Below are 26,360 nucleotides of genomic sequence, written 5' to 3' on the forward strand. Positions count from 1 at the left end.
TCATGCTAGCAAGTTAAGCGAACACTGACATGATAAATTAGTGGTTAGCTATATTTTTTACTTTGCAACAGAACCTTATTGACTGTTCTAATATAATTAAGTTTTAACTTTTAATTACTTTTTAATATATCCTAAATTCCCACCAACAGTTTCATAAAAATCAAAACGCATGCCAGACTTGATTACTGAACCATTTAAATCTTTATCAAAAACTGTAAGTGCTAATTTCCCTTTAGGTAAGTTATCTGTTTTAAACTGAACACTATAAACTCCAGATTTGAAACGACTTTTCTTAATATCTAATACTATAAACTGAGTTGGGTCTTTTCTATTTTTTACTTCAAGATATTTTAACTCCGCATTCTTAGAAAGTAATTTCAAGAAAATTTCATCATTCTCTTGTTCGATTTTTAGCAATGTAGGGTGCATTCTTTTTTTATAATTTGTCCCTTTAAATGAATAATAATAGATATCATTTTTCTCATGAAGAGGCTTATCATCTTTTTTAAGATAAAAGTTAACAAAATTTATAATAGCTTCTTTATCGCCTTTACGTATTAATTTTATTGCTTGTCGGTTTAAATCATCATCTACATAATCTAAAGGATTGAAATTTTCTTCTATCATATGAATAATATTTTGAAAAATTGGCAGTAATTCATCTATGTCATTAATAAAGCGTTTTTTATAGAATTTAGCTTCTAGAATATCTTTATTAATAATACGATATAATAAATTAGGCATTAGCTTATTATTTTTATACTTATCCATTAAGTGTTTATAAGCTTCACTTTGCCATTTCATTCGATTAATATTTGTTGAACTTTCTGATTTAACTAGAGAAATATTATCATCATATCGATTAGCACAATAAACAACATCTTGTGTCGTACTAATGCGTTTCGTATTGAAAAATACTTCAGCAAAGAATTGTAAATCTTCTCCGAAAATCATTTCTGGAAATTGGATATGATTCTTTTTAATTACGCTTGCTCTAATCATACGACCAGCAGGTGCTAAATGATAAAATGATTTTCTAAAATTTTTTAAATCTGCTTTTTTATATGCAAGTTTAGATAGTGCAACACCACTTCTAGCAATACGATCACTGTGTACATATTTTGTTAAACCAGTAGCATAATCTGTCTTATTTGTTTTTAAAAGCGTGTATAGCTTTTCTAAAGCGTCCTCTGGTAACCAATCATCACCATCTATAAAAAGAATATATTTCCCTTTACTTAATTCAATAGATAAATTACGTGGTTTTGCTGGCGTACCTGAATTTTGATCTAATTGAACAAACTTATAGTTAGCAAAGCCTTCTATTTTTTGACCAACAATATCGAAAGTTTGATCAGTTGAACAATCGTCCACCACAATCACTTCAAAATCTTTCATATTCATTGTTTGTTTCAAAACACTATCTAGTGTTGTGCTAATAAACTTTTCTTTATTATACGTACTTATTAGTACACTTACTTTAGGCCTATGATTGATTTCTTTACTTTTTATAACCTTCATTTCTAAACCCCTTTGATTAATCATTATTTTGTTTATGTAACGTTTTTCACAATTGTTTAATAATAATAAAGTTTCAAAACTTAGTTTATGAAGTTAATCACATAATAATTTATTCCATCTGTTATCTCGTCAATATGAGAAATTAGCATACTACTAATAATAAAATTAACCTTCATATCCCATTTATTTTAGTTTTACATAATCAAATGAATACGTATTTAACTAAAATTGCATGATAACATGTGTTCATACTATAAAAATTACTTTATTATATATGATGCAATACAAATAATAATTTGATTTCTAGTTTTAGTCAATAATGTATATTAAAATTAACTATATTTATAGTATATTTTATATGGATATATTTTTACTTGAACAAAATAATGGCAGGCTAATTATTTGTAATATCAACTTATTAAATGAACGTATGCTGAATTAAAAAATAAGCATTTATTGATGTAATAGAAAATCACCAGCTTATAGCGATCGAAGTCTTATCGATCACTAACTATGTTAAAGTGCTAAAATACATCAAAATCGATTAGCACGCTCTCCTAACAATTACTGCCAATTATCTAAAATATTCATTTATAAATAAAAAATACTGAAAATAAATAATTGTAGAAAGTCGAAAATTCGTAAATTGAAGCAGACATATAAATACGCTTAGATACAATCTACTTGTAACTAAGCGTATTTTCATTGATATTAATGATTATGAGTAAAACTTTGAATTACTTTTATTATACCTTACCATTAACCTTTTCTTAAAAATCAAAACTTATATAGACTGAATAGTTAAAATCATTTAATTAGTTCTTTGGGAATTAAGTCATAGTCAAACATCACTTTTGATTTATTATCGTAAACAAGTTGTTTATCTATAATTTTATTATCGGAAGGGTTAACTGTGTTTTTATACACTTTTGATTTGCGATAAAATTTACCATTTATCTTTGTAAAATGATGATTTTCTTCAGAAAGTTCATATTTATAATCAAATGGTTTTTCACTTCTCAATTCAGCATTTAGATAGTTATTCTCTACCCATATTAGAATCTGAACGTTTTGGTTAGTAGTATTCTCAAATCTATAATCTACATAATTATAGGAGATAGAAGTTCCCGTACCGAATGGTACACGTTTACCATGATCAGGAGATAAAGCGTCTGAATGAGTATGTAATTCAGTAACTTCTAATGGACTGTGCATGATTAATAAATTTAATGTATTAGCTAGATTACATAAACCTCCACCTAAACCTGCTTGAACCTTGTTATTAACAATAACTCTTCCGTCTCTATATCCTCTTTTTTTATCTATTTTCCCAACTAAATTCCAGAAAGAAAATGTTTCTCCTGGTCGAATAATAACCTTATTTATTTTTGAAGCAGATAAGCCTATATTAAAGGATTTATTATATTGTAAAGTGGGATCAATATCTTTTCCCTCTTTTATAAGATAAGAACTATATTGGTGTACCATATTAGGTAAAGCTTTATCCTGTTTATATGTAGCGAACTTTATATTTGATTTATAATTTTTGATATGACGTTTTACCGTTTCTTTTTTTACAGCCATTGAATAAAATATAGGGTAACGTTCACTAAGAGATTTTTTCTGTTCAACCACCTTATTAGAATCCTCCTTTTCAATATTAGGAAAATGTTTAAAAAACTTATTATTTAATGCAAAAAGTTTTAAAATTAATCGTTCTAACTGTCTTTTTTTGCCAATTTTTATATCTTCTGGATGTTTTAAAAATCTGACTAAAATATTTTTTATACCACATAAATTTGCTCCAATGATATCTGTAAATAATTGATCTCCTACAAGTATCACTTCTGAATAATTAACATTTAACATCCTAATCGCTTTTAAATAATTTGCTCTATGGGGCTTATTTGCCATAGGTATAAATAAAGTCTTAATATTTCTATTGAATGTAGAAATACGTTCTTCACTATTGTTAGATAATAATAAAGTCTTAAATCCTAATTTATGAAGGTATTTAAATAATTGATCTATTTCATTTGTCGTATCGTCACCATGAGGAACTAGTGTACTATCAATATCAAAAATTATTGCTTTATAACCCATTGCTTTTAATTTTTGATAATCGATTGAAAACACACTCTCTACTGAAGTTGAGGGAAAAAGCGGATTCATACTATTAACTCCTTTGTTATGTATGGTACAATCTAAATAATAATTTAGATTGTAGTTTAGGTCAATAATATATAAGTATTAACTTTATTTATAGTAAACTTTTATATTGATATATTTCGAAAGGAATAAAATAATGAAAAATGAATTGATTGTAATGTTAACTTATAATGACTTTACAGTAAAAAATGCTCATGAAATATTTGAAGAATGTAAGAAATCTAAAGTAAAATTTTGGGGTTTTAAGGACTCTGGTCTACCATTAAATGAAATGAAAGAGTTGTTTAAATACATGAAAAAGCAAGGTAAATCAACTTTCCTTGAAGTAGTAGAATACACAGAGGAACAAGGATTAAAAGGAGCAGAAATGGCTTTAGAATGTGGCTGTGACATTTTAATGGGCACTGTTTACTTTGATTCAATAAATGCTTTTTGTAAAAAACACGGATTAAAATATATGCCGTTTATAGGGAATGTCTATAATAGACCATCAATATTAGATGGATCTATAGAAAGTATGATTAACCAAGCGAATGAATATTTATCAAAAGGAGTTTTTGGAGTAGATTTATTAGCTTATCGCTTTGTAGACGATGTAGAAGAGTTAATAAAAAGACTAAGTGCTGAGGTAAATGGTCCAATTTGTATTGCTGGAAGTATAAATAGTTATGAACAGCTAAATTTAATAAAATCTTGTTCGCCGTGGGCTTTTACAATCGGAAGTGGTTTTTTTGATAATAAATTTAGTGGAACTTTCTTAGAACAAATAGACAAAGTATACAATCATATGAAATAAAGTGTTCATCATTACAAAAACAAAGCCTCGAATTAAAAATCGAGGCTTTGTTTTTGATTACTATTTAATTTTAATTAACTCTTTTTTATATTGCATTTAACATCTGTATCTTGATTTAAATAAATTAGCTTCAACCTATTTCATACTTGATTATTTTTGTTAATATGTATTTAAAATAGACCATCACTTTCAATTATATATTTTTAAATTTCAAACAAAAATATTATGAGCAAGGAGTGATATTTATGTCAATATGGTTTGTTTTTTTACCATTGTTATCATTTTTACTAGTAATAATAATAGGATATATCTGTACTAAAATCTTTATTCGTTAATTATTTGATAAACATAAATAATTACTGATAACTTATATTATAACTATACTTAATTTATTGTGTTTGCTTATTTATAATGCACTGTAAATAGATTGCTATTAATATTTCTTTCCTTATTTTATTACTGTGAATTTGTATATCGTGTTTTTCTCCTCGTTTTTTAGTTTGCTTGCTTTTTGAAACATCTAAAAAACTGCGCTTTGCAATTTGTTGTTTTCCCCCACTGTTGAAGAATTTTTTCATTTCGAGTGTGCCTATTTCTTCACTATTTAAATAAATCGTATATTGATGTCTATTGGAACGAACATTTTTTCGAATTACTTTCACATTGTTATCACTAGAAGCCATGTGTATACTATATTTTGTTTGAATACCAAAGAGACTCATTAATTTATGTAGCATGTTATTGAAAACAAGTTTATACGTCATTCTCTCATTTCCATATATAACATTACTTTGATTCTCAATGATGTATAAAGGGATTTGTACAAAGAACTCACCGTCTTTAAACTTTTCATTATTATCGGAATTTATATTAGTCAGAGAATACGTTTTTTGTAGATATTTTCTAAAGAATAAAATACCTAGTATAATGATCGTAATAATTCCCCATAATAGCCACGTACTCCATAGTGGAACTTTAAATAATTGTGTTTTCCCTATAATCACTAAGAACGTGTTTATTAAATTAAATACTAGGAGTATTAGCCATATTAATGCCTCACGAAACATGGTCATTAACAATTTCTCCTTTATCTAATGAATTATTTCATAATATGTGCTACGCAACCTATTTTTTAGTTTTATTTGTGATATGCTTCTGCGTATCGGTTAATGATGCGGTTTTTAATTAACGTCTTTTTGTTATAAGTCTTAAAGAATATTAAATAAACAACATCATTTTCCTTAATTGAAACGAAAGAACGACAAATTCCATACTATTACATTGGAATTTGTCGTTCATTTATTAGAAGCATATATTTTACAGACTTCTAAATTAATTGTTACAACAACAATTATTATCCTGTTGCTCTTTTTCATTTTTCTCTTTTTTTTCTTCAATTTCTACAGAACAACAAGATTGTTCCTGAGGTTTTAATTTTTTTAATACGTCTTTGACTCCCATTATCTCACCTCCTTTAAATAACGATGTTCACCATCAAACCTGTAGAAATAGCTACAACTAAAATGGCGATAACGAATGAGATTACAAATTTTTTCTTGAATAGTTTCGATAATAATACAACTTCTGGAATACTTGCACCAGCACCACCAATGATCAAAGCAACAACTGTCCCAAGCGACATTCCTTTTGAAGCTAATGCTTCAGCTATAGGTAACATTGTTTCAGGTCTAATATACATAGGAATACCTATAATAGAAGCAATAAATACGGATATAATGCCACCTCCACTCGCATATTTAGTAATAAATGTTTCGGGTACAAAGCCATATATAAAAGCACCAATAAATACACCGATAAATAAGTAAGGAATCATTGGATATAAGAATGCCCAAGCATCATTTAATGCTTGTTTAAAACGAGATCCATTTTTATTAGCGAAAAACCCATCTCCTTTTACCGTTACACCTTTATAACTTTTAGATAAATTCATTTTTGAAAATACTAGACCAGTTAAGACACTAAAGATTGCTAGTAAAATAAAATAAACAACAGCAACTTTCCAACCTAATAAGGCCCATAACATAAATATCATTAATGGATTCATTAAAGGTGACGCAATTAAAAAACTCATTGCAGGACCAAATGGAACTTTAGAATTTAATAAACCTGCAAGTATAGGAACTGTAGAACAAGAACAAAATGGTGTCATCGCACCAAAAGCCATTCCCAAAATATAATTAATAGCTTGATTAGGTTTACTTAAAAATTGTTTTATTTTTTCTTCTGAAACTATCTGCTGGATGATACTTACAATAAAGCTCACGATGATAAATAGTATGAATAGTTCAAAAAACAACATCACAAATGTTTTCATAAATTCCATAATTGAATCTAACATGAGTATAATGCCTCCAAATTTAATTAATCAATATTTCTTGATTTATTAATCAAAAAAAATTGATTAATACTACATTAAAAAAGATACTTAAAGTATCTTACAACAAGTATCTTCATTTAAAACAACCTGTATTTGCTGCTCATTAATTTTATAATAATTCCATGTGCCATGCTTTTCAGCAATAAGAACATTTGCATCTACTAATTTTTTTAAATGATAAGAAAGTTTAGATTGTTTTATATCTAATAATTCTTCTAAATCACATACACATAATGATTTATTGAAGCTTTGGCTAATTTGATTTAGTATTTTTAATCTGATTTTATCGGCAAGTGCATTAAACATATTTTCATAAAAGTCAAATTGTTGATCTTCACTCATATCAGTCTTTGCTTTAATAACTTCCATAAAAGACCATCCTTTTTATAATATTTCATTGAGTTTATATTATCTTTATTTCAATTCTTGAATTGCTTGTTTATAGTTATTTTTTGTTGATTCTCCATACTGATTAATATTCCCTTTAAAGAACTCCTTTTCCATATATATTGTAGCTTCTTTTAAATTGATTTCTCTTGATAGCATAACAAGATTTAAATAACTTACAAAGTAACCAACAGTTAAAGTACTTGAATGGTTTACTCGCAATCAAGCACGCCTCCTTATTGTCAACGTAGTTTTATATATTTAATACATCAATTTTTTTTGATATATTAAATATAAATCAATATCTATATTATCGCAAGAAAAAAAACTATGATTTTACATAAACTTAGGTATTGCTCACAGAAATATTAAAATAATTTTTTTATAAATTGTATTATTAAGAATTAAATTTAGTAAAATTTTTAAAACTCAAACAATAACATAGACACCAATCTATATAGATGTTAATCTATAATCGTAAATTAATTAATGAGGTGAGTATAATGTTAAATATTGAAATATACGAAAAAGCTATGTGCTGTTCTACTGGCGTATGTGGTCCAGAACCGGATGAAACACTAATAAAAGCGAACCAAATCAATGAATATTTAAAGCAAAATCAAATAGAAGTTCAACGTTATAATATGAATAATAATCCGAATGAATTCATTAAAAATCAAGAAGTTATTCGTTTAATTCAAGAAAAAGGTGATGAAGTTTTACCAATCACTTTTATAGAAGACGGTATAGCTAAAACGGGCGCTTATATTACCCAAGAAGAAGCCGATGAAATCATTACAGTTAATCAAATGAGAAATGGAGGATGCTGTGATGGAGATGGATGCTGTTAAATATTTAAATAAATTGAATCTAGATAACATTGAGTTAACAAAATATTTGTTTTTTACTGGTAAAGGTGGCGTAGGCAAAACGACGATATCAAGTTTTATTGCTTTAAACTTAGCAGAGAATGGAAAGAAAGTAGCTTTAGTAAGTACTGATCCAGCTAGTAATTTACAAGATGTATTTCAAATGGAATTATCTAATAAATTAACTAAATATCAACCTATACCTAATCTCTCTATAGCCAATTTTGACCCGATTGCTGCTGCAGACGATTATAAAGCACAATCTATAGAACCTTATGAGGGTATTCTACCAGAAGATGTGCTTTCTGAAATGAAAGAACAGTTAAGTGGTTCATGTACAGTTGAAGTAGCAGCATTTAATGAATTTACAAATTTTTTATCCGATAAAACTTTAGAACAAGAATTTGATTTCATTATATTTGATACAGCTCCAACAGGTCACACCTTGAGAATGCTTGAATTACCTTCTGCATGGACAGATTATTTAAATACAACGAGTAATGACGCTTCTTGCTTAGGTCAATTATCAGGTTTAAATGAAAATAGAGTTAAATATAATTCAGCACTTGAAAAACTACGTAACCAAGATGATACGACCATGATGTTAGTTGCGAGACCTACTCACTCTTCTATATATGAAATTCAAAGAGCGCAACAAGAATTACAACAACTGTCAATTTCTAAATTCAAAGTAATCATTAACAACTATATAGAAGAAAGTCACGGTTTAATTTCGAGTCAGATGAAATCAGAACAAGATAAAAACATTAATCATTTTACTGAATGGTTAAATAACAATCATGCTTATTACGTTCCATATAAAAAGCAGAAAGAAGAAGGTATAGAAAGTTTAACTAATCTATTAAATGATGATAACTTAATTGAAAATGATGACTTTATTGTTGAAGATCATCCGCAATTCAATAAATTAATCGATGAAATTGAAAATAGTAAAGTTCAATATTTATTTACAATGGGAAAAGGTGGCGTTGGTAAAACGACAGTAGCAACGCAATTAGCTACAACGTTATCTAATAAAGGATATCGTGTTCTTTTAGCAACTACTGACCCTACTAAAGAAATTAATGTTGAAACTACAAGTAATTTAAATACTGCTTATATTGATGAAGAACAAGCATTAGAAAAATATAAAAAAGAAGTACTAGCCACAGTGAATGATGATACACCACAAGACGATATTGATTATATTATGGAAGATTTAAAATCACCTTGTACAGAAGAAATAGCATTTTTCAAAGCCTTTAGTGACATTATGGAGAATCAAGACGACGTGGATTACGTCATTGTAGATACAGCTCCAACAGGCCATACCTTGCTGTTACTTGATTCTAGTGAAAATCATCATAGAGAATTAAAGAAAAAATCAACTCAAACTACCAGTAATGTTGAAACATTATTACCTAAGATTCAAAATAAAAATTTAACACAGATGATAATCGTAACACTAGCAGAAAAAACACCTTATTTAGAATCTAAACGTTTAGTAGAAGATTTAAATAGAGCTAATATAGGCCATAATTGGTGGGTTGTTAATCAATCGTTAGTTACACTAAATCAACGTGATGACCTTTTTAGTAACAAAAAAGAAGATGAATCATTTTGGATAAACAAGATTAAAAATGAAAGTCTTAATAATTACTTTGTCATACCTTATCGAATATCAGAATATTAATGTTATTGATTATAATGAGACCTAGCGTCTACTTTAAACCAGTTAATAATTTAGGAGTTAAGCAAGTATATAATTTATCAAGTGACAATAAAAATTATCAACGTTATAAAAGGTTCCAAGTAGAAAGGAAGAAGAAAAATTGAATTATAAAGAAATTTCACAATACTTAAAAGTGATTGCTGATAGTAGTCGTCTTGAAATATTAGATTTGTTATCTTGTGGTGAATTATGCGCTTGTGATTTATTAGAGCATTTTTCTTTTTCTCAACCCACATTAAGTCATCATATGAAAGTATTAAAAGACAATAATTTAATTACATCTAGAAAGGATGGTAATAAAAATTTATATAAATTGAATCATGATGTATTAGATGATATTACATCACGACTGACTCTATTGAGTTCCAGTACTGTCCCATGTATATGTGAAACAGTAGAGAAAGGTGAGTGTTAATGATGACGATATTAGCAATCACAATATTTGTATTAACGTTAATTTTTGTTATATGGCAACCTAAAGGTCTAGATATTGGTATTACTGCATTAATTGGTGCTGTAGTTACTATAATCACTGGCGTTGTAAGCTTTTCAGACGTACTAGAAGTTACTGGAATTGTTTGGAATGCGACTTTAACTTTTGTTGCAGTTATTCTTATTTCACTCATATTAGATGAAATTGGATTCTTTGAATGGTCTGCCATACATATGGTAAGAGCATCAAAGGGTAATGGCTTGAAAATGTTTATCTTTATCATGCTCTTAGGTTCAGTTGTAGCAGCCTTCTTCGCAAATGATGGTGCGGCTTTAATACTGACGCCTATTGTTTTAGCAATGGTACGTAGTTTAGGATTTGATAAAAAAGCGATATTCCCATTTATTATTGCTAGTGGTTTTATTGCAGATACTACGTCCCTTCCATTAATTGTTAGTAATTTAGTTAATATTGTTTCTGCTGATTACTTTGATATTGGATTTGTTGAGTACTTCAGTAAAATGATTATACCTAATATATTCTCTTTAATCGCAAGTATTCTTGTCTTATGGCTTTATTTTAGAAAGTCTATCCCAAGAAAATTTGATGCAGTAAATATTAGAGAACCAAAAGAAGCGATTAAGGACAAAAAGCTTTTTAATATCTCGTGGATTGTACTCACTGTATTGCTAGTTGGTTATTTAATAAGTGAGTTTATAAATATTCCAGTATCAATTATTGCTGGTATCATTGCTTTAATATTTGTATTATTAGCACGTAAGTCTAAGGCTGTGCATACGAAACAAGTAATTAAAGGTGCGCCATGGAATATTGTTTTATTCTCTATTGGTATGTATCTTGTGGTATTTGGTCTAAAAAATGTGGGCATCACAACGCTTCTTGGTGATGTACTAACAAATATTTCAAATTACGGCTTATTTAGTAGTATCATGGGCATGGGCTTTATAGCTGCATTCCTTTCATCCATTATGAACAACATGCCAACTGTTTTAATAGATGCAATAGCGATTGGTCAATCTCAAACAACAAGTATACTCAAGGAAGGCATGATTTATGCGAATGTTATCGGATCTGATTTAGGACCTAAAATAACACCAATTGGTTCGTTAGCAACACTTCTCTGGTTACATGTGCTTACTCAAAAAGGTGTTAAAATTTCTTGGGGACAATACTTTAAAATCGGTATTATTATAACGATTCCGGTATTATTTATCACACTGTTAGGGTTATATCTAACACTTATTATTTTCTAAAAAAAGAGGAAACTATTTATGGATAAAAAAACGATTTACTTTATATGTACAGGTAATTCATGCCGTAGCCAAATGGCTGAAGGCTGGGGTAAAAAAATCTTAGGAGATGAATGGCAAGTATATTCTGGAGGTATTGAGGCACACGGTGTAAATCCAAAAGCAATAGAAGCTATGAAAGAAGTTGGAATTGATATATCAAATCATACTTCTAATTTAATTGACAAAAATATACTAAACCAATCCGATTTAGTAGTAACTTTATGTAGTGATGCTGACAATAATTGTCCTATATTGCCGCCGAATGTAAAAAAAGAACATTGGGGATTTGATGATCCAGCAGGCAAACCTTGGTCAGAATTCCAACGTGTTAGAGATGAAATCAAAACCGCCATTGAATCATTTAAAACTAGATAAACTTTGAGCGTCTCAATATCATTGGGACGCTTTTTTATTATTAATTATTTTATACTTTTTGATTTATCTCCAGGATTAGTCATTTTTCTTATCTATTTAATTTACACACTAAAAAATATCCTCCTTAACAATAATAAGTTATTTAAATTATTGATTAAGGGGGATATTTTTATATCTATTTATTTCTCAATCTAGAACTAGATTTTTATCGTGCTTTCAGTTCATTTCCTGTCATCCATTTATGATTTTTAATGATTTTACCATTATCTTTGGATTTGTAATCAACTACGTAAACAGTAGTCTTTTTCACGTTATCTATATTGGCTGTAGCACCTTTCATACCAGACATATGATTTGCTTCTAATTTAACAGTATCGCCCTTACTAAATCCATCTTTAGGTGCATCTTTGATCTCTTCGTTTACGACCCATTTATGATTGTTTACTTTTTCATTTCCATTTGTGGGTTTATAACTTACAACATAGGCATATGTTTTATACGCACCTTTTACAGTAGCTTCTGCACCTTTCATACCTGGCATATGCCCTGCTGTAATCGTTACTTTATCTCCTACTTTAAATTCACCCTCATTAGTCGATGTCATATCTTCAGGAACTTTACTTTCATCATTATGCTTCATATGGCTCTCACTTTTTTGGTCATTAGTGTCTTTATCTTTTTTCATCATATTAAAATCTCCCTATTGATTAGTTTGTTACTTTTATTTGACCCATCATTCCATTATCTTCATGCTCAAGTATATGACAGTGAAACATGTATGTTCCAGTATTTTTAAATACAACCTCTATTTTAGCTTTTTGTCCAGGTTCCAAAGATATAACATCCTTTTTACCCCTCATATCTTTTGGAGGTTTCTCCCCATCCACAGATAAAACTTTAAATTGCGTTCCATGGATGTGGAAAGGATGTTTCATACCACCCATTTTATCTTTGACATTTTCAATTTCCCATACTTCTTTCTGGTTTAACTTTTGTGTAAAATCTATTCTGTTAGGATCGAATTTATTACCATTAATGGTAACATTATCATTCATACCTTCTAATTTTATTTTCTTACTTACTTTTGGTGTATTACTTTTGTTAGAACTTTTCTCTTTGTTACTAATCGGTAAAATTACAGTTTTATCATTATCAACCAGACTGACTTTCTCGCCTTTCATTTTAGATAAATCTATTACTATTTCTTTTCTTTCTGAAGGAGCTAAATTAATTTCTTTTAATTTTTTAGCGTTTTTTAATTGACCGCCATCTGAAGCAATATACTCAAAACTTTGATTATTACTTAGCTTAAGATTTAAATCTCGAGCATTAGAACCATTTAAAAGTCTCAAACGTATTTTCTCTTCTTTTGCTGTAAGTTTGGGGTTTACTATTCCGTTCACAAGAACAGTATCACCTTGAGTGCCATCTTCGTCTTTCGTTTTTGAATAATTTAATTTTTTAGATACAAATGTTTTATCTTGGATTATTATAGGCAAATCATTTTTTCCATAATTACTAGGATAATTATTCTTTTTACTATCTTCTATATATAATAATCCTGATAAGCCATTATAAACTTGTTTAGCTGTATTTGGAGAGGGGTGGGGGTGATACCATAACGTAGCAGAATCTTGATTAACCTCAAATTTTATAGTTTTTTCTTTTCCTGGTTTTATAACCTGAGAAGGCCCTCCATCCACTTTTCCATTTACTTCTAATCCATGCCAATGAAATGTTGTATTTTCATCTAAGTTATTTATTAACTTAATTTTAACTTTATCTCCTTTTTTTAATTTTAAAGTTGGTCCAAGTAAATTTCCATTGTAGCCTAGAGTATTAGAAAAATTATTTTTGTAAAACTCTGTCTTTCCTTTCTGAGCTTTTAATGTATAATTTTTATAACCATTGTTATCTTTTTTTGACTCTGCAACTTCAGGAAATATTATTTCATTTTTTCCTTGTGAAGAATTTAATTTCTTTCTTTCGTCATGATGTTTCATATTTGTCATATCCATTGTATTTTTCTTATCTTCTTTCATGTTCATCATGTCATTCTTACTTTCTGCGAAAGTATCATTAGACGCAATAATTATTATGGAAAAAATTATAATTAAAATTGTAAAAACTTTATTATACATAAGGTTTACCTCTTTTATTTTAATTTTAATGTAAAAGCATTAATCGCTACTATAACTGTACTTAAAGACATTAATATTGCTCCTACAGCTGGTGATAATATTAACCCGATAAAAGCTAATGCGCCAGCTGCTAAAGGTACAGCAACAATATTATAACCTGCACCCCACCATAAGTTTTGCACCATTTTTCTCATAGTATTATTTGAAAGGGTCAAGAAATGAATAATATCTGATGGATTACTTTTAACAAGTATGATATCACCTGAATCCACTGCAACATCTGTGCCTGCACCAATTGCTATACCAATATCGGCTCTTATAAGACTCGGTGCATCGTTGATACCGTCTCCGACCATCATGACTTTATTACCGTCACTTTGATAATCTTTTATAATGCTTTCCTTATCTTCTGGCATGAGTTGTGCGTGGACATCACTAATACCTAATTCTTTTGCGACAGCGTGTGCCACTTCATCATTGTCACCTGTAAGCATGACTGGTGTAATATGTCTTGATAGTAAATCAGCTACCATTTGTTTTGAGCTTTCTTTAATTTGATCTCCTTGAGCAATCATGCCAATGACTTGTTGATCCTCAATTAAATAACTGATTGAATTACCTTGTTGAGCTAATTTTATAAATAAGTCATTGTCATATTCAAATCCGTGCTGATCAAGATAAGAGACATTTGTTATTTTATATGTTTTATTATCAATTAGACCTTCTAATCCGACACCTGGAATATTATTAACGTCTTGTGGGTTAGTAAATGAAACATTTTTACTTTTCGTAAAATCAACAATACTTATAGCTAATGGGTGATTAGATTGACTTTCTAATGAGGCGAAAAGGCTTAATATTGTATCATTACTCAAATCATTTTTAAAGCTCTCATAATGATTCACAGAAAAGTTACCCTCAGTTAAAGTACCAGTTTTATCCATCATTACATAATCGATATGTTGAGCTATTTCTACAGACTCTCTATTTTTAATAATTAAACCATTATGTGCACCAATTGAAGTAGAACGTGCAGTGACTAAAGGTATTGCCAAGCCTAAAGCATGTGGACAAGCAATGACTAACACAGTTACAAGACGTTCTAATGCAAAATCAACATCATTTTGAATGAGCATCCAAACAATAAAAGAAATCACGCCAACAATTACAGCAAAGTAGAATAAATAACCCGCCACTTTATCAGATAACAATTCAGCACTAGATTTATCATTTTGTGCTTGATTAACAAGTCCCATAACTTGAGAAAGATATCCATCTTCTCCCACAGCTGTAACCTTGACTTGTATTGTTCCAGACCCATTAATAGAACCCCCGATGACGTTGTCATTTTGATTTTTTTGGACTTTTTTAGATTCTCCAGTGACTAGGGATTCATCTACAGATGTTTGTCCTTGAACGATAATACCATCTGTTGGAATGCTTTCTCCGGCTTTTACTTCGACGATATCATCAGTCATGATGTCTGATATTTTAACTTCTTCGCGTTGGCCATTATCCATAACTTTAATCGCACTATTAGGTAACAGTTCTGCCATTTTCTTTAAAGCATCTCCAGCATTTCCGACAGCATTCATTTCTATCCAATGTCCTAATAGCATAATTAAAATTAAGGTTGCTAATTCCCAAAAAAAGTCCATTGTATGACCAGTTGCACTACTAAAGTTATTCATATAAAAAGCATACAAGCTATAAATATAAGCTACTGAAATACCTAGAGCAACTAAGGTCATCATGCCTGGTTTTTTTGCAGCAATTTCATCTTTACCACCAGACAAGAACGGTTTACCACCATAAAAGAATAAAATTGTACTTAATATTAACACTACCCATTCAGAACCTGGAAATGTGAATTGAAAAGGTAAGTTAACACCCATCATTGGCGATAAAAGAATGATAGGTATTGCAAAAATTAATGAAACAAAAAACTTAACTTTAAAATTTCCATGATGATGTGCATGGCCACTATGATGATGATGTGATTCATGGTTATCATGATGCATGTGATTGGAATGATTCATATGATTTTGATGATTATGCGCTTCACCATTATTATTCAAATTAACCCCTCCTATTTATGAAAATATTATATTAGTTATACTTATACTATAACACATACCCCATAGGGGTATAAATGTTTTCGATTTATCTCCATTTATGGATTTATTTATATCATTCCGAAAATGATGTCTCCACGTCCTACATTAGACCTTGTCATCGATGTTTAAAACAAGGTTTTAATTAAATGTATTATTGCAAAAAGTATTATCTATATAGATGATAATCTATAATAAAGGAGGGATGACATCCATATGTCTTATAAGGAACTATCATTACAATTAAAAATTTTATCGGATCCAAGTCGATTAGAAATATTAGACTTATTATCTTGCGGTGAATTATGTGCTTGTGATTTATTAGCGTATTTTCAATTTTCACAACCTACATTAAGTCATCATATGAAAATTCTAGTAGATAATGAATTAGTATCTACACGAAAAGACGGTACTAAGCGCATGTACCGACTTAATCATAAGTCCTTAGATTCAATCAACAATGAATTAACTTATATTAGCTCTCCTACTCAACAATGTATGTGTAAAAAGATAAAGACAGGTGAATGTACATAATGACTATTCTAGCGATTATTATTTTTCTTTTAACTCTCATGTTTGTTATTTGGCAACCTAAGGGGTTAGATATTGGTATTACAGCATTGTTTGGTGCTATCATCGCTATTATTACAGGCGTTGTCAGTCTCTCGGATGTTATTGAAGTTACAGGGATTGTTTGGAATGCGACGTTAACCTTTGTCGCTGTTATACTCATTTCATTAATTTTAGATGAAATTGGATTTTTCGAATGGGCAGCTATACATATGGTCAGAGCTTCAAATGGTCATGGGTTTAAAATGTTTGTCTACATTATGTTGTTAGGCGCTATTGTAGCAGCTTTCTTTGCGAACGATGGAGCTGCATTAATTCTCACTCCAATCGTGCTCGCTATGGTAAGAAATTTAGGGTTTAATCAAAAAGTCATTTTTCCTTTTATCATTGCAAGTGGATTCATTGCAGATACTACGTCTCTTCCACTAATTGTAAGTAATTTGGTTAATATCGTTTCTGCTGACTACTTCCATATTGGATTTATTGAATATGTAAGTCGCATGATGATTCCCAATCTATTCTCTTTACTTGCAAGTATTGTTGTATTATGGCTATATTTCAGAAAATCCATACCTAAAACGTTCGATACAGAAAATCTATCAGATCCTAAAAGTGTAATTAAAGATTCTAAGTTATTTAAGCTTTCATGGATAGTATTAGCAGTACTACTCGTTGGATATCTTGTTAGCGAGTTTATCCAAATTCCTGTATCAATTATTGCTGGTATTATTGCTTTTATCTTTGTAATATTAGCTCATAAATCAAAAGCAGTTCATACAAAACAAGTGATTAAAGGTGCGCCATGGAATATCGTTCTATTTTCTATTGGTATGTACTTAGTTGTATTTGGTTTAAAAAACGTAGAAATCACAACAATTTTAGCTGATGTATTATCCAATATTTCAAGCCATGGATTATTCAGCAGTATTATGGGCATGGGCTTTATTTCAGCTTTTTTATCATCAATTATGAATAATATGCCTACTGTTTTAATAGACGCAATAGCTATTGGTCAATCTAGTGCTACAGGTATATTAAAAGAAGGTATGATTTATGCGAATGTCATAGGTTCTGATTTAGGACCTAAAATTACGCCAATTGGTTCTTTAGCAACATTATTGTGGCTACATGTCTTAACACAAAAAGGTGTGAAGATTTCGTGGGGAACATACTTTAAAACTGGAATTATCATTACTATTCCAGTCCTATTTGTAACACTCTTAGGTTTATACCTTACACTAATCATATTTTAAGAAAAGAGGCTTTAATTATGGATAAGAAAACAATTTATTTTATATGTAGTGGTAACTCTTGTCGTAGCCAAATGGCTGAAGGTTGGGGAAAGGAAATATTGGGTGAAGATTGGAATGTCTATTCTGCTGGTATAGAAACGCATGGTGTTAATCCTAAAGCAATAGAAGCTATGAAAGAAGTGGATATTGATATCTCAAACCATACATCAGATTTGATTGATAGTGATATCTTAGAACAGTCAGATTTGGTCGTAACATTATGTAGTGATGCAGACGATAATTGCCCTATATTACCACCTAATGTTAAAAAAGAACACTGGGGCTTTGATGATCCAGCAGGAAAAGAATGGCCAGAATTTCAACGTGTTAGAGATGAAATTGGAAAAAGAATACAAGAATTCAAAGAAACGCTCGTTTAATGTGAGCGTTTCTTTATATTTAAGTCATACATTTTATTAATAATGATTTCATTTCTATATCTTTGATATAATAGTATGCCATTTTCCCATCCTTGTAAAAATCCAGCACGTCTCTTTTATACAGCGCTCTCAAATGATGTGATGTTGAAGCTATACTCAAACCTAATGTTATAGATAAGTCACAAACACATAATTCTTTCTCTTTAATTAGAGCTAATATAATTTTCAGCTTATTCTCATCACTTATCTTTAATAATGTATTGATAAGCCGTTGAGTTTTTTCTTCTTTTAAAAATCTTAAAGCATAATTCACTTTTTCCTCATGAACACAAATGACGTCACAAATTTTATTGTTACTCATATTAAGTCACACCTTAATTTATAATATAAATCCTAATATCGTTTGTATGGTTTCATTTTCAATAATAATAAATAAGCCCAATGCTATGTAGATAACAGCCATAATCCAACGACTGAACTTCTCAACAATTTCACCCACACCAGGAATTCTAGCTAGTTTTTGTGCTGTGAATACTAAAAAGAAAATTAAAACTAAAAATACAATTAAGGTAGTCAGTAATTCAACAATATCCAATGTTACAAAATAAGGGACAAATAAACCAATATTATCTGCACCACAACTTGCAATTGTCACTAAAGAAACAGTCCCTACTAATTTGGACAAACCTTTTTCGTTTAATTCTTTTTTTGCTCTTTTTTCGCCTTCACAATCATCATAAATAGCAACTTTTATACCTAAGTAGATGGGGATCAAACCTAATAAACCTAATATCCATTTCTCTGGAACATAATTTAACACAAAAGCTAAAAATAAACTGACTAATATGAGGATAATCGATCCTAAATATTGACCTATATAAATATCCCTATATTCTTTTCTAGTCTTTGCTCTTGCAAAAAATATTAATAGTATTACTAATAAGTCTACTGCAGTAGCAATGTAAAGTATTGCCGCAGTTACAATAGTCTGAACCATAGAGCACCTCATTCAAATATATATTTGAATGAATTGTATCATATATTGTATACTTTATGAATAATTATTACGAATCGAAAAGCGAAACTTTAACTGATAGTAAGGGGCTGTGTATATACGAGTGATTTATAGATTCTTTGAGAATACGACTTAAAGCGATTTTAATTTGTCAGTTCATTGCATTTTGTTTTTTTAACAATTTCAATAATAAGAAGCACCTTATAGAACCCTCCTCATATTTGTCTTACAGGCCACATTATTACATTAATGGTACAATGCCACATAATAATTATATGAAAATATAATTATTTTATTTATTCTTACACTCATACACGCAAATTAACTTATGCTTTTCTTAATTTAGAAGCTTATCACTATAGAAAAATTGAAAAGTAAATGTCTGATATGAGCTTATTTAAACAAAGAGCACATAAGCGTTGTCAAGAGAATCATTTGATATACGTCGATTTTAAGTGTAAATATTAAAAAATCGCCTGGAACAAAAGTAATGTTCCAGGCGTGGCTATGATAAGTCTTATAATAGTTTCGCAAGTGCGACCATGACAAATTGTAATGGTAAACGAATGACATGCTGCTTAACACTATCTGTTCTATCTCTTTCATCTTTATAAGAGATGTTCTTACGTGCAGCGTAAATATTTGCAGGAAATACGAGCCAAAGGAATCCTTGTACTACTTTTCTTACGCGTGATCTATTTTTAGCACCGAGTACATAAAAAACAATTATAAATTCTAATATGCCCGAACACTTAACTATTGCGTGTTTGAAAGGTAAATAGGACGGCACGATTTTTAAAAACATATCTTTATTTTTAAAGTGTGAAACACCACTTTTATAAAACAGTAAACTAAATATGAATCTTACGATGATATTTTTCATAGTCTTCTCTATTCTTCAGCGACTTTGACAACTTGTTTACCAAAATTCTCTCCTGTGAATAACTTTCTAAATGCAGAAGGTAAATTGTCAAAACCTTCATCTATCGTCACTTCAAATTTAATTTTACCTTCAGACACCCATTGTGCGAGTTGTTCGCTTGCTTCTTTAAAATGATCAGCGAATTGTGCTACTACAAAACCTTGCATTAATGCTTGATTTTTAATCAACGTTCCTTGGATACGTGGTCCAATATCGTCTTTTTCATTATTATATGCTGAAATTGCACCACATACCGGAACGCGTGCAAATCGATTTAAGTATTTAAATACTTCATCAGAAATTGCGCCGCCAACATTTTCAAAATACACATCAATACCATCTGGTACAGCCGCTTCGAGTTGCTGTGCGAAATCATCTTGTTTATAGTCAATGGCCGCATCAAATCCTAATTCATCTGTTAAATATGTTGTTTTCTGCTTACCACCAGCAATACCGACAACTTTTGCGCCTTTAATCTTAGCAATTTGTCCTACGACAGAGCCTACTGCACCTGATGCAGCTGACACGACAACCGTCTCGCCAGATTGTGGCTGACCAATTTGAAGCAATCCTGTATAGGCTGTCATTCCCGGCATGCCTAAAACACTCAAATATAAATGTAATGGTACATCTTTTGATGGCACAGGGGTCACATCGTCTCCATTCACTGTATTTATCTTTTTCCATGGTAATATGCCTGTGACATAATCGCCGACAGATAGACGTTCATCGTTCGATTGTGTGACTTTTCCAACAATATGACCTTGTAATGGCTCATTCACTTGGAAAGGTTGAACATAACTTTTTGTATCATTCATTCTGCCTCTCATGTAAGGATCTACAGATACATAAATGGATTCTACTTGAACCTCACCTGCATGTGGTTCTCGAGTTTCTATTGTTTCAAATCTAAATACATCGTCTTGAGGGATACTTTGTGGTCGTTTTGCAAGTACAACTTGTTGATTATTCATTTATTATTCCTCCAGATATTTAGTCGTTGCGTCTAATAATGACAAATCACCATTGATGATTTGGAATTCGTGACCTTGTAATACTTCATCAGTTAATACAGAAACAAGCACTTCTGCTACATCTTCTCTTGTAATAGACGGATTTTGTACATTTTCAAATTGCGCACTCATATTGAATTGTTGCGTTTCATGTTCGTTTGTTAAAGCGCCTGGATGCACGATGGTATATTTTAAATTTGCATGTCTTAAGTAGTCATCCGCATAATGTTTAGCAATGGTGTATGGTTTCAAGTCGCCTGACGCATCAAACGCTTCTCGGCGTGAGTCGTACGTTGATACCATAATAAAGTGTTGATGATCGATCTGTTCACTTGCTTTAATTGCTTTCACTGCACCGTCTAAATCTACAATGATTGTTTGATCGTCACCTGTGCTCCCACCAGAACCGACGGAAAAAAGGATTTGATCATACGATTTAAATAATTCTATTAATTCATCAATAGATTGTTTTGCGACATCAATGTAAGTTGCATCGATACCATCTGCTTTTAAAGCTTCAACTTGTTCTTCTTTCCTAACACCGGCAGTAAAATCAACATCTCTTGCTTTCAGTTTACGTACGAGATGTTGACCGACGCCACCATTAGCACCGATAATTAATGATTTCATGTGTATCGCTCCTTTATAAAATTATTGATTAGCTAAGATTTTTAAAGCATTTTCAGCAACTGCATGTCCTGATTGGGGATTTTGACCTGTGACAATGCGACCATCTACGACTGCAAAATTACTCCAGTCAGCCTCTTTTTTAAAATGTGCACCGTTACTAATAAATTCGTCTTCTAATAAATATGGCATGTATTCAGTTGTACCATTTGCTTGTTCTTCACTATTTGTAAAACCAGTCACATCTTTATGACGAACGAGATAATCGCCATTTTCTTTAATATCGAGTAGACCAGCCGCACCATGACATACAGAAGAGAGAACGCCTTGGTTATTGTAAATACTTAGCGCAATGTCGTTTAGTTCTTTGTTATTTCTTAAATCCCAAATCGCACCATGTCCACCTGCAAAGTAAATGGCTTGATAGTCGCTAGGATTAACCTCTTTTGGAGATAATGTTTGTCCAAATTTATTCATATAATCATGATCCGTGTAGTATTCCCAGTCCTCGGCTCCCATCATTTCAGGGCTAAGACTGATAGGATCAAGAGGCACATACCCACCGTTCGGACTTACAAAATCAACATCATAACCTGCGTCATAGAAATCTTTCGCAAAGTGCGTAACCTCTGAGAACCACGCACCTGTAGGTCTTTCTAAATTATCGTATTTCGCAATGTTTGTTACAACAATTAAAGCCTTTTTCATTGTCTTTCCTCCTCATTCATGTTTATATAGAATACAATATCAGTTAAACCTTGGTTTAAGAGAAAGGATATGCTTACATGAAACAATATTACATTGAATATGTCTCAGATTATTGCAATATACCTAAAAGCAAACTGCGTTATTACGAGAAAAAGAGTATCTTAAAACACATCGACAGAGATAGCAATAACAAGCGTTTATACACAGACGACGATATCGAAATGATTAAATTTATCCAGTGCTTAAGCAATTTGAATATGCCATTAAAAGAAATCCGAAAAAACACAGACATGCTTTATCAAAACCAAATAGATGTCCCAAGCGTGTTACGCGCACACCTAGAATTCTTGAATGAACAACGGAACTTGATCAGTACACATATCGACTTAATTGAACAAAAATTACAAACTGCCATGACTAAGTGACGAGGGAAAAGGGAGTGTGTGAATTAAAAGAACGATGAGAAGAGTATGGAGGAATAGTTAATGAATAAGCATAAGGAAATTTTAGATTTTAAAGATGAAGTGTGTATGTAAAGGCGATAGGTGGATAGGCAAAGCTGGAATGAGTCAGAAAATTGCGTCGGGTGGATAAGCTAGAATAGAATGAGTGGGCGATGGATGGATAGGCTAAAACGGTTATAATATACCTTATACCTAAAATTACAGAGTACTAAAACTATCTTATCTGACATCTCTTGACGAGTTCTGCTTATCGGTTGTTGATGGGGTTTTTTGTAATTGATTTTTCGTACAGCTAGATAAAACGATATATTACTACTATAAATACTTTACATCTAATATCAACTAGTAGCATAAATGCTTAATATATACAAAAAGCTCTCTCAAGTTGTGGGACTTGATAGAGTATATTATTTGTTATCTTTTTACATAAAATTACTTATTGGTACTTTTGTAATTTCAATTACTATCCCATTTCATAAAATATTCATATTCTTGAGTTTCTACTTCAAATTCCTTAGATCGTATTTCAAATTGATGTTTTGTATAAAAACGAATGGCTCCTTCATTCTGGTTCTGTTGCAAAGTAAAAAAATATAGCTAACCACTAATTTATCATGTCAGTGTTTGCTTAACTTGCTAGCATGATGCTAATTTCGTGGCATGGGGAAAATCCGTAGATCTGAAGAGACCTACGGTTCTTTTTATATAGAGCGTAAATACATTCAATACCTTTTAAAGTATTCTTTGCCGTATTGATACTTTGATATCTTGTCTTTCTTACTTTAATATGACGGTGATCTTGCTCAATGAGGTTATTCAGATATTTCGATGTACAATGACAGTCAGGTTTAAGTTTAAAAGCTTTAATTATTTTAGCCATTGCTACCTTCGTTGAAGGTGCCTGATCTGTAACTACCTTTTGAGGTTTACCAAATTGTTTAATGAGACGTTTGATAAACGCATATGCTGAATGATTATCTCGTTGCTTACGCAACCAAATATCTAATGTATGTCCCTCTGTATCAATGGCACGATATAAATAGCTCCATTTTCCTTTTATTTTGATGTACGTCTCATCAATACGCCATTTGTAATAAGCTTTTTTATGCTTTTTCTTCCAAATTTGATATAAAATTGGGGCATATTCTTGAACCCAACGGTAGACCGTTGAATGATGAACGTTTACACCACGTTCCCTTAATATTTCAGATATATCACGATAACTCAATGCATATCTTAGATAGTAGCCAACGGCTACAGTGATAACATCCTTGTTAAATTGTTTATATCTGAAATAGTTCATACAGAAGACTCCTTTTGGTTATAATTATACTATAAATTCAACTTTGCAACAGAACCATAAAAAATGATAAATATATTAAAATAAAAAGGCGAAGTATTCTTTGAACTGACCCAAATTGTGGGAATAAAATAAAAACACCTCTATATAAATAGACTGACCCCAATTAGTGGGAATTATATAAAAACACTTTCGTTGAATTCATATTAAAATGAATCATACGGAGGTGTTTTTTCTATGAACAGAGTCTCTTATTCAGTTGAAACAAAAGATAAAGTAGTAGAAATGAAGCAAAATAGATACAGCAGAAAAGAAATAATGGATAAACTAATATAAAAATTAAATCGCGAGCTGATACTTCGTGGAAATGGTGTAGAAATTGAGATTTAAAAAAAGTACAAGGAATTAGAAAGAAAGTGGTACCAAAAATAGTTATTGAGTTAGTAAAAGAATTGAAGTCAAGATATAACATAAATCTAATTTTAGAAGTTATATATATTCCAAAACCCAATTTTATAGGTGGAAAAATAAACCGTTTAGAAATAAAATATAACATGGATTCTAAACTTTCCCTTTTAATTACTTATAATTAATACATTAGTAAGGTAATTTACTCATATTGACTGAAGTTCTAGTAAAACCTTCCCTATTTAGCATTGTGCTTACATCGTTTAAATTTTTTTGACTTTTAGGATTAATGATTACTTCTTTTAACATTTCATGTGTTAATCTACAAGTTGTGAATGGTTTACTATTCATATACAATTCAGGCTTTAATAGATTATCCTCATTAATGTTGAAAATAATGTATCTAATTTCTTCTTCTTGTCTTAAATACGGATTTTTGAACACTAATGAAAAGAAATGCAGTGCTTGTACTATACTCCCTATTATTACTTCCATATCATCAGGGTCATATTTAAAATTATCATGAGCGACCAACCAAGCATGAGCTAAAGCTTTAATATATTTAGACTGTACTTCATAATCATATTCCACTTTTACAGGAAAAACATATGCATTACCAACTGTATATTCATCAAGTGTTTTCTTGCCCTTTGAGTAATAACTTGCAAGTTGCTCCATTATTCCCTGACTATCAAATCCTAGCGCAATATCACCATAATTTGATAACGCTTGTGAATAATCATTTTCACTAAAAGACCAAACATATACATCATCTGGCAAAATAGTATTTAATTCTTCTAATTTGAGGATTATATCATTAGGTGCCTCCAATAATTTCAATTCCTTTTTCATTAACTCATATACATATTTAATTTCTTTATCATCATTCATATAGTGAATTGATCCAATTAAAAAAGTAGATGAAGATAGAATTTTTTCAAATGCTTCATAGGTAGTATAATGATATAAATTTTTAATTTTACTTGGATCTGCATAGAATTTATTTGCAATAAGCTCAGGTTGAGCTCGTTGATAAAAATTAGAATTTTCATCATAGTAATCATTTAATAATTGCATACCATCTTTATTCATTGATTGCACTGTTCTTTTTACATCTTCTGACACCTTTGGATCTTCAAGTATTTTTTCTAATTCTTTCATATTATCCTCTCCATTACATTTATGGTTCTGTTGCAAAGTTGAATTTATAGTATAATTTTAACCAAAAGGAGTATTCTGTATGAACTATTTCAGATATAAACAATTTAGTAGCCGTTGGCTACTGTTTAAGATATGCATTGAGTTATCGTGATATATCTGAAATATTAAGGGAACTTGGTGTAAACGTTCATCATTCAACGGTCTACCGTTGGGTTCAAGAATATGCCCCAATTTTATATCAAATTTGGAAGA

28 protein-coding genes and 1 pseudogene are annotated in these 26,360 nt (G+C 30.4%); 11 read left to right on the forward strand and 18 right to left on the reverse strand.

Going from position 1 to position 26,360, the window contains the following annotated elements:
* Positions 1-114 precede the first annotated feature (114 nt).
* Together AC1RRU_RS11135 and AC1RRU_RS11140 are read right to left on the reverse strand one after the other, a co-directional pair.
* A complete protein-coding gene (locus tag AC1RRU_RS11135) occupies positions 115-1,521 on the reverse strand; it encodes a glycosyltransferase family 2 protein (RefSeq protein ID WP_053028218.1) in 1,407 nt (468 codons plus the stop codon).
* Between the two features lie 807 nt (positions 1,522-2,328).
* Entirely contained in the window at positions 2,329-3,693 is a 1,365-nt protein-coding gene (locus AC1RRU_RS11140; protein ID WP_053026406.1) for a YqeG family HAD IIIA-type phosphatase, read from the reverse strand.
* A 133-nt stretch (positions 3,694-3,826) separates the two neighbouring features.
* Here AC1RRU_RS11140 and AC1RRU_RS11145 point away from each other — a divergent pair, with 133 nt between their 5' ends.
* Complete coding sequence (locus AC1RRU_RS11145) at positions 3,827-4,486, forward strand: hypothetical protein (protein ID WP_176746102.1); 660 nt, start codon at positions 3,827-3,829, stop codon at positions 4,484-4,486.
* A gap of 389 nt (positions 4,487-4,875) precedes the next feature.
* On the opposite strand, the gene AC1RRU_RS11150 is transcribed toward AC1RRU_RS11145, so the two are convergent.
* The 5 genes from AC1RRU_RS11150 to AC1RRU_RS11170 form a co-directional block, all read right to left on the reverse strand.
* Positions 4,876-5,559 carry a hypothetical protein gene (locus AC1RRU_RS11150; RefSeq protein ID WP_493196590.1) on the reverse strand — a complete coding sequence of 228 codons (684 nt, stop codon included), beginning with the start codon at positions 5,557-5,559 and terminating at the stop codon, positions 4,876-4,878.
* Positions 5,560-5,818: 259 nt separating this feature from the next.
* Positions 5,819-5,947 (reverse strand): hypothetical protein, encoded by a 129-nt coding sequence (locus AC1RRU_RS11155; RefSeq protein WP_002449516.1) that lies wholly within the window; start codon positions 5,945-5,947, stop codon positions 5,819-5,821.
* 13 nt (positions 5,948-5,960) lie between these two features.
* Entirely contained in the window at positions 5,961-6,845 is an 885-nt protein-coding gene (locus tag AC1RRU_RS11160; protein ID WP_011274444.1) for a permease, read from the reverse strand.
* An 87-nt stretch (positions 6,846-6,932) separates the two neighbouring features.
* Complete coding sequence (locus AC1RRU_RS11165) at positions 6,933-7,253, reverse strand: ArsR/SmtB family transcription factor (RefSeq protein ID WP_002449352.1); 321 nt, start codon at positions 7,251-7,253, stop codon at positions 6,933-6,935.
* Positions 7,254-7,298: 45 nt separating this feature from the next.
* A complete protein-coding gene (locus tag AC1RRU_RS11170) occupies positions 7,299-7,493 on the reverse strand; it encodes a hypothetical protein (protein ID WP_002454594.1) in 195 nt (64 codons plus the stop codon).
* 281 nt (positions 7,494-7,774) lie between these two features.
* On the opposite strand from AC1RRU_RS11170, the gene arsD reads away from it, so the two are divergent.
* The 5 genes from arsD (at position 7,775) to arsC (AC1RRU_RS11195) (ending at position 11,993) form a co-directional block, all read left to right on the forward strand.
* Complete coding sequence (gene arsD, locus AC1RRU_RS11175; RefSeq protein ID WP_011274443.1) at positions 7,775-8,122, forward strand: arsenite efflux transporter metallochaperone ArsD; 348 nt, start codon at positions 7,775-7,777, stop codon at positions 8,120-8,122.
* A complete protein-coding gene (arsA, locus tag AC1RRU_RS11180) occupies positions 8,103-9,833 on the forward strand; it encodes an arsenical pump-driving ATPase (RefSeq protein WP_011274442.1) in 1,731 nt (576 codons plus the stop codon). The genes arsD and arsA overlap by 20 nt, the downstream gene beginning before the upstream one ends.
* A 139-nt stretch (positions 9,834-9,972) precedes the next feature.
* Positions 9,973-10,287: an ArsR/SmtB family transcription factor gene (locus AC1RRU_RS11185; protein ID WP_011274441.1), complete on the forward strand. Its 315-nt coding sequence runs from the start codon at positions 9,973-9,975 to the stop codon at positions 10,285-10,287.
* Entirely contained in the window at positions 10,287-11,579 is a 1,293-nt protein-coding gene (gene arsB / locus AC1RRU_RS11190; RefSeq protein WP_053023289.1) for an arsenite efflux transporter membrane subunit ArsB, read from the forward strand. Before AC1RRU_RS11185 ends, arsB (AC1RRU_RS11190) begins: the two co-directional genes overlap by 1 nt.
* Before the next feature lie 18 nt (positions 11,580-11,597).
* The gene (gene arsC / locus AC1RRU_RS11195; protein ID WP_011274439.1) at positions 11,598-11,993 is read left to right on the forward strand and encodes an arsenate reductase (thioredoxin); all 396 of its coding nucleotides are present in this window, start codon (positions 11,598-11,600) and stop codon (positions 11,991-11,993) included.
* Positions 11,994-12,198: 205 nt separating this feature from the next.
* On the opposite strand, the gene AC1RRU_RS11200 is transcribed toward arsC (AC1RRU_RS11195), so the two are convergent.
* Genes AC1RRU_RS11200 through AC1RRU_RS11210 form a run of 3 tightly spaced genes read right to left on the reverse strand, consistent with a single transcriptional unit; the run spans position 12,199 to position 16,212 of the window.
* Positions 12,199-12,681 carry a YdhK family protein gene (locus AC1RRU_RS11200; protein WP_070855475.1) on the reverse strand — a complete coding sequence of 161 codons (483 nt, stop codon included), beginning with the start codon at positions 12,679-12,681 and terminating at the stop codon, positions 12,199-12,201.
* 19 nt (positions 12,682-12,700) lie between these two features.
* Positions 12,701-14,134, reverse strand: a complete 1,434-nt coding sequence (locus AC1RRU_RS11205; RefSeq protein ID WP_011274438.1) for a multicopper oxidase family protein — start codon at positions 14,132-14,134, stop codon at positions 12,701-12,703.
* A 14-nt stretch (positions 14,135-14,148) separates the two neighbouring features.
* Positions 14,149-16,212, reverse strand: a complete 2,064-nt coding sequence (locus tag AC1RRU_RS11210) for a heavy metal translocating P-type ATPase (RefSeq protein WP_046464721.1) — start codon at positions 16,210-16,212, stop codon at positions 14,149-14,151.
* 252 nt (positions 16,213-16,464) lie between these two features.
* Between AC1RRU_RS11210 and AC1RRU_RS11215 the strand changes: the two genes are divergently transcribed.
* Genes AC1RRU_RS11215 through arsC (AC1RRU_RS11225) form a run of 3 tightly spaced genes read left to right on the forward strand, consistent with a single transcriptional unit; the run spans position 16,465 to position 18,490 of the window.
* A complete protein-coding gene (locus tag AC1RRU_RS11215; protein ID WP_011274435.1) occupies positions 16,465-16,782 on the forward strand; it encodes an ArsR/SmtB family transcription factor in 318 nt (105 codons plus the stop codon).
* A complete protein-coding gene (gene arsB, locus AC1RRU_RS11220) occupies positions 16,779-18,071 on the forward strand; it encodes an arsenite efflux transporter membrane subunit ArsB (RefSeq protein ID WP_172592548.1) in 1,293 nt (430 codons plus the stop codon). The genes AC1RRU_RS11215 and arsB (AC1RRU_RS11220) overlap by 4 nt, the downstream gene beginning before the upstream one ends.
* Before the next feature lie 17 nt (positions 18,072-18,088).
* Entirely contained in the window at positions 18,089-18,490 is a 402-nt protein-coding gene (gene arsC / locus AC1RRU_RS11225; protein ID WP_011274433.1) for an arsenate reductase (thioredoxin), read from the forward strand.
* Between the two features lie 19 nt (positions 18,491-18,509).
* Here the strand turns inward: arsC (AC1RRU_RS11225) and AC1RRU_RS11230 are convergent, their stop codons facing one another.
* The 6 genes from AC1RRU_RS11230 to AC1RRU_RS11255 form a co-directional block, all read right to left on the reverse strand.
* Positions 18,510-18,851 (reverse strand): ArsR/SmtB family transcription factor, encoded by a 342-nt coding sequence (locus tag AC1RRU_RS11230; protein WP_011274432.1) that lies wholly within the window; start codon positions 18,849-18,851, stop codon positions 18,510-18,512.
* Between the two features lie 18 nt (positions 18,852-18,869).
* Positions 18,870-19,487, reverse strand: coding sequence for a CadD family cadmium resistance transporter (locus AC1RRU_RS11235; RefSeq protein WP_011274431.1), 618 nt, complete (start codon positions 19,485-19,487; stop codon positions 18,870-18,872).
* 535 nt (positions 19,488-20,022) lie between these two features.
* Positions 20,023-20,388: a DoxX family protein gene (locus AC1RRU_RS11240; RefSeq protein ID WP_002434567.1), complete on the reverse strand. Its 366-nt coding sequence runs from the start codon at positions 20,386-20,388 to the stop codon at positions 20,023-20,025.
* Between the two features lie 8 nt (positions 20,389-20,396).
* Positions 20,397-21,401, reverse strand: a complete 1,005-nt coding sequence (locus AC1RRU_RS11245; RefSeq protein ID WP_002434486.1) for an NADP-dependent oxidoreductase — start codon at positions 21,399-21,401, stop codon at positions 20,397-20,399.
* A 3-nt stretch (positions 21,402-21,404) separates the two neighbouring features.
* Positions 21,405-22,070 (reverse strand): SDR family oxidoreductase, encoded by a 666-nt coding sequence (locus tag AC1RRU_RS11250; protein ID WP_002434095.1) that lies wholly within the window; start codon positions 22,068-22,070, stop codon positions 21,405-21,407.
* 21 nt (positions 22,071-22,091) lie between these two features.
* Complete coding sequence (locus tag AC1RRU_RS11255; RefSeq protein ID WP_002434046.1) at positions 22,092-22,775, reverse strand: type 1 glutamine amidotransferase domain-containing protein; 684 nt, start codon at positions 22,773-22,775, stop codon at positions 22,092-22,094.
* 77 nt (positions 22,776-22,852) lie between these two features.
* On the opposite strand from AC1RRU_RS11255, the gene AC1RRU_RS11260 reads away from it, so the two are divergent.
* Complete coding sequence (locus AC1RRU_RS11260; RefSeq protein WP_011274430.1) at positions 22,853-23,200, forward strand: MerR family transcriptional regulator; 348 nt, start codon at positions 22,853-22,855, stop codon at positions 23,198-23,200.
* 667 nt (positions 23,201-23,867) lie between these two features.
* Here AC1RRU_RS11260 and AC1RRU_RS11265 read toward each other — a convergent pair.
* Together AC1RRU_RS11265 and AC1RRU_RS11270 are read right to left on the reverse strand one after the other, a co-directional pair.
* A complete protein-coding gene (locus AC1RRU_RS11265) occupies positions 23,868-24,542 on the reverse strand; it encodes an IS6-like element IS257 family transposase (RefSeq protein ID WP_001105994.1) in 675 nt (224 codons plus the stop codon).
* A 594-nt stretch (positions 24,543-25,136) separates the two neighbouring features.
* Positions 25,137-26,108, reverse strand: a complete 972-nt coding sequence (locus AC1RRU_RS11270) for a hypothetical protein (protein ID WP_002499392.1) — start codon at positions 26,106-26,108, stop codon at positions 25,137-25,139.
* Positions 26,109-26,187: 79 nt separating this feature from the next.
* Here AC1RRU_RS11270 and AC1RRU_RS11275 point away from each other — a divergent pair.
* Positions 26,188-26,360, forward strand: a pseudogene (locus AC1RRU_RS11275) (IS6 family transposase); the annotation flags it as partial.

The sequence above is a fragment of the Staphylococcus sp. GW821-FHT11H10 genome (assembly GCF_058807855.1).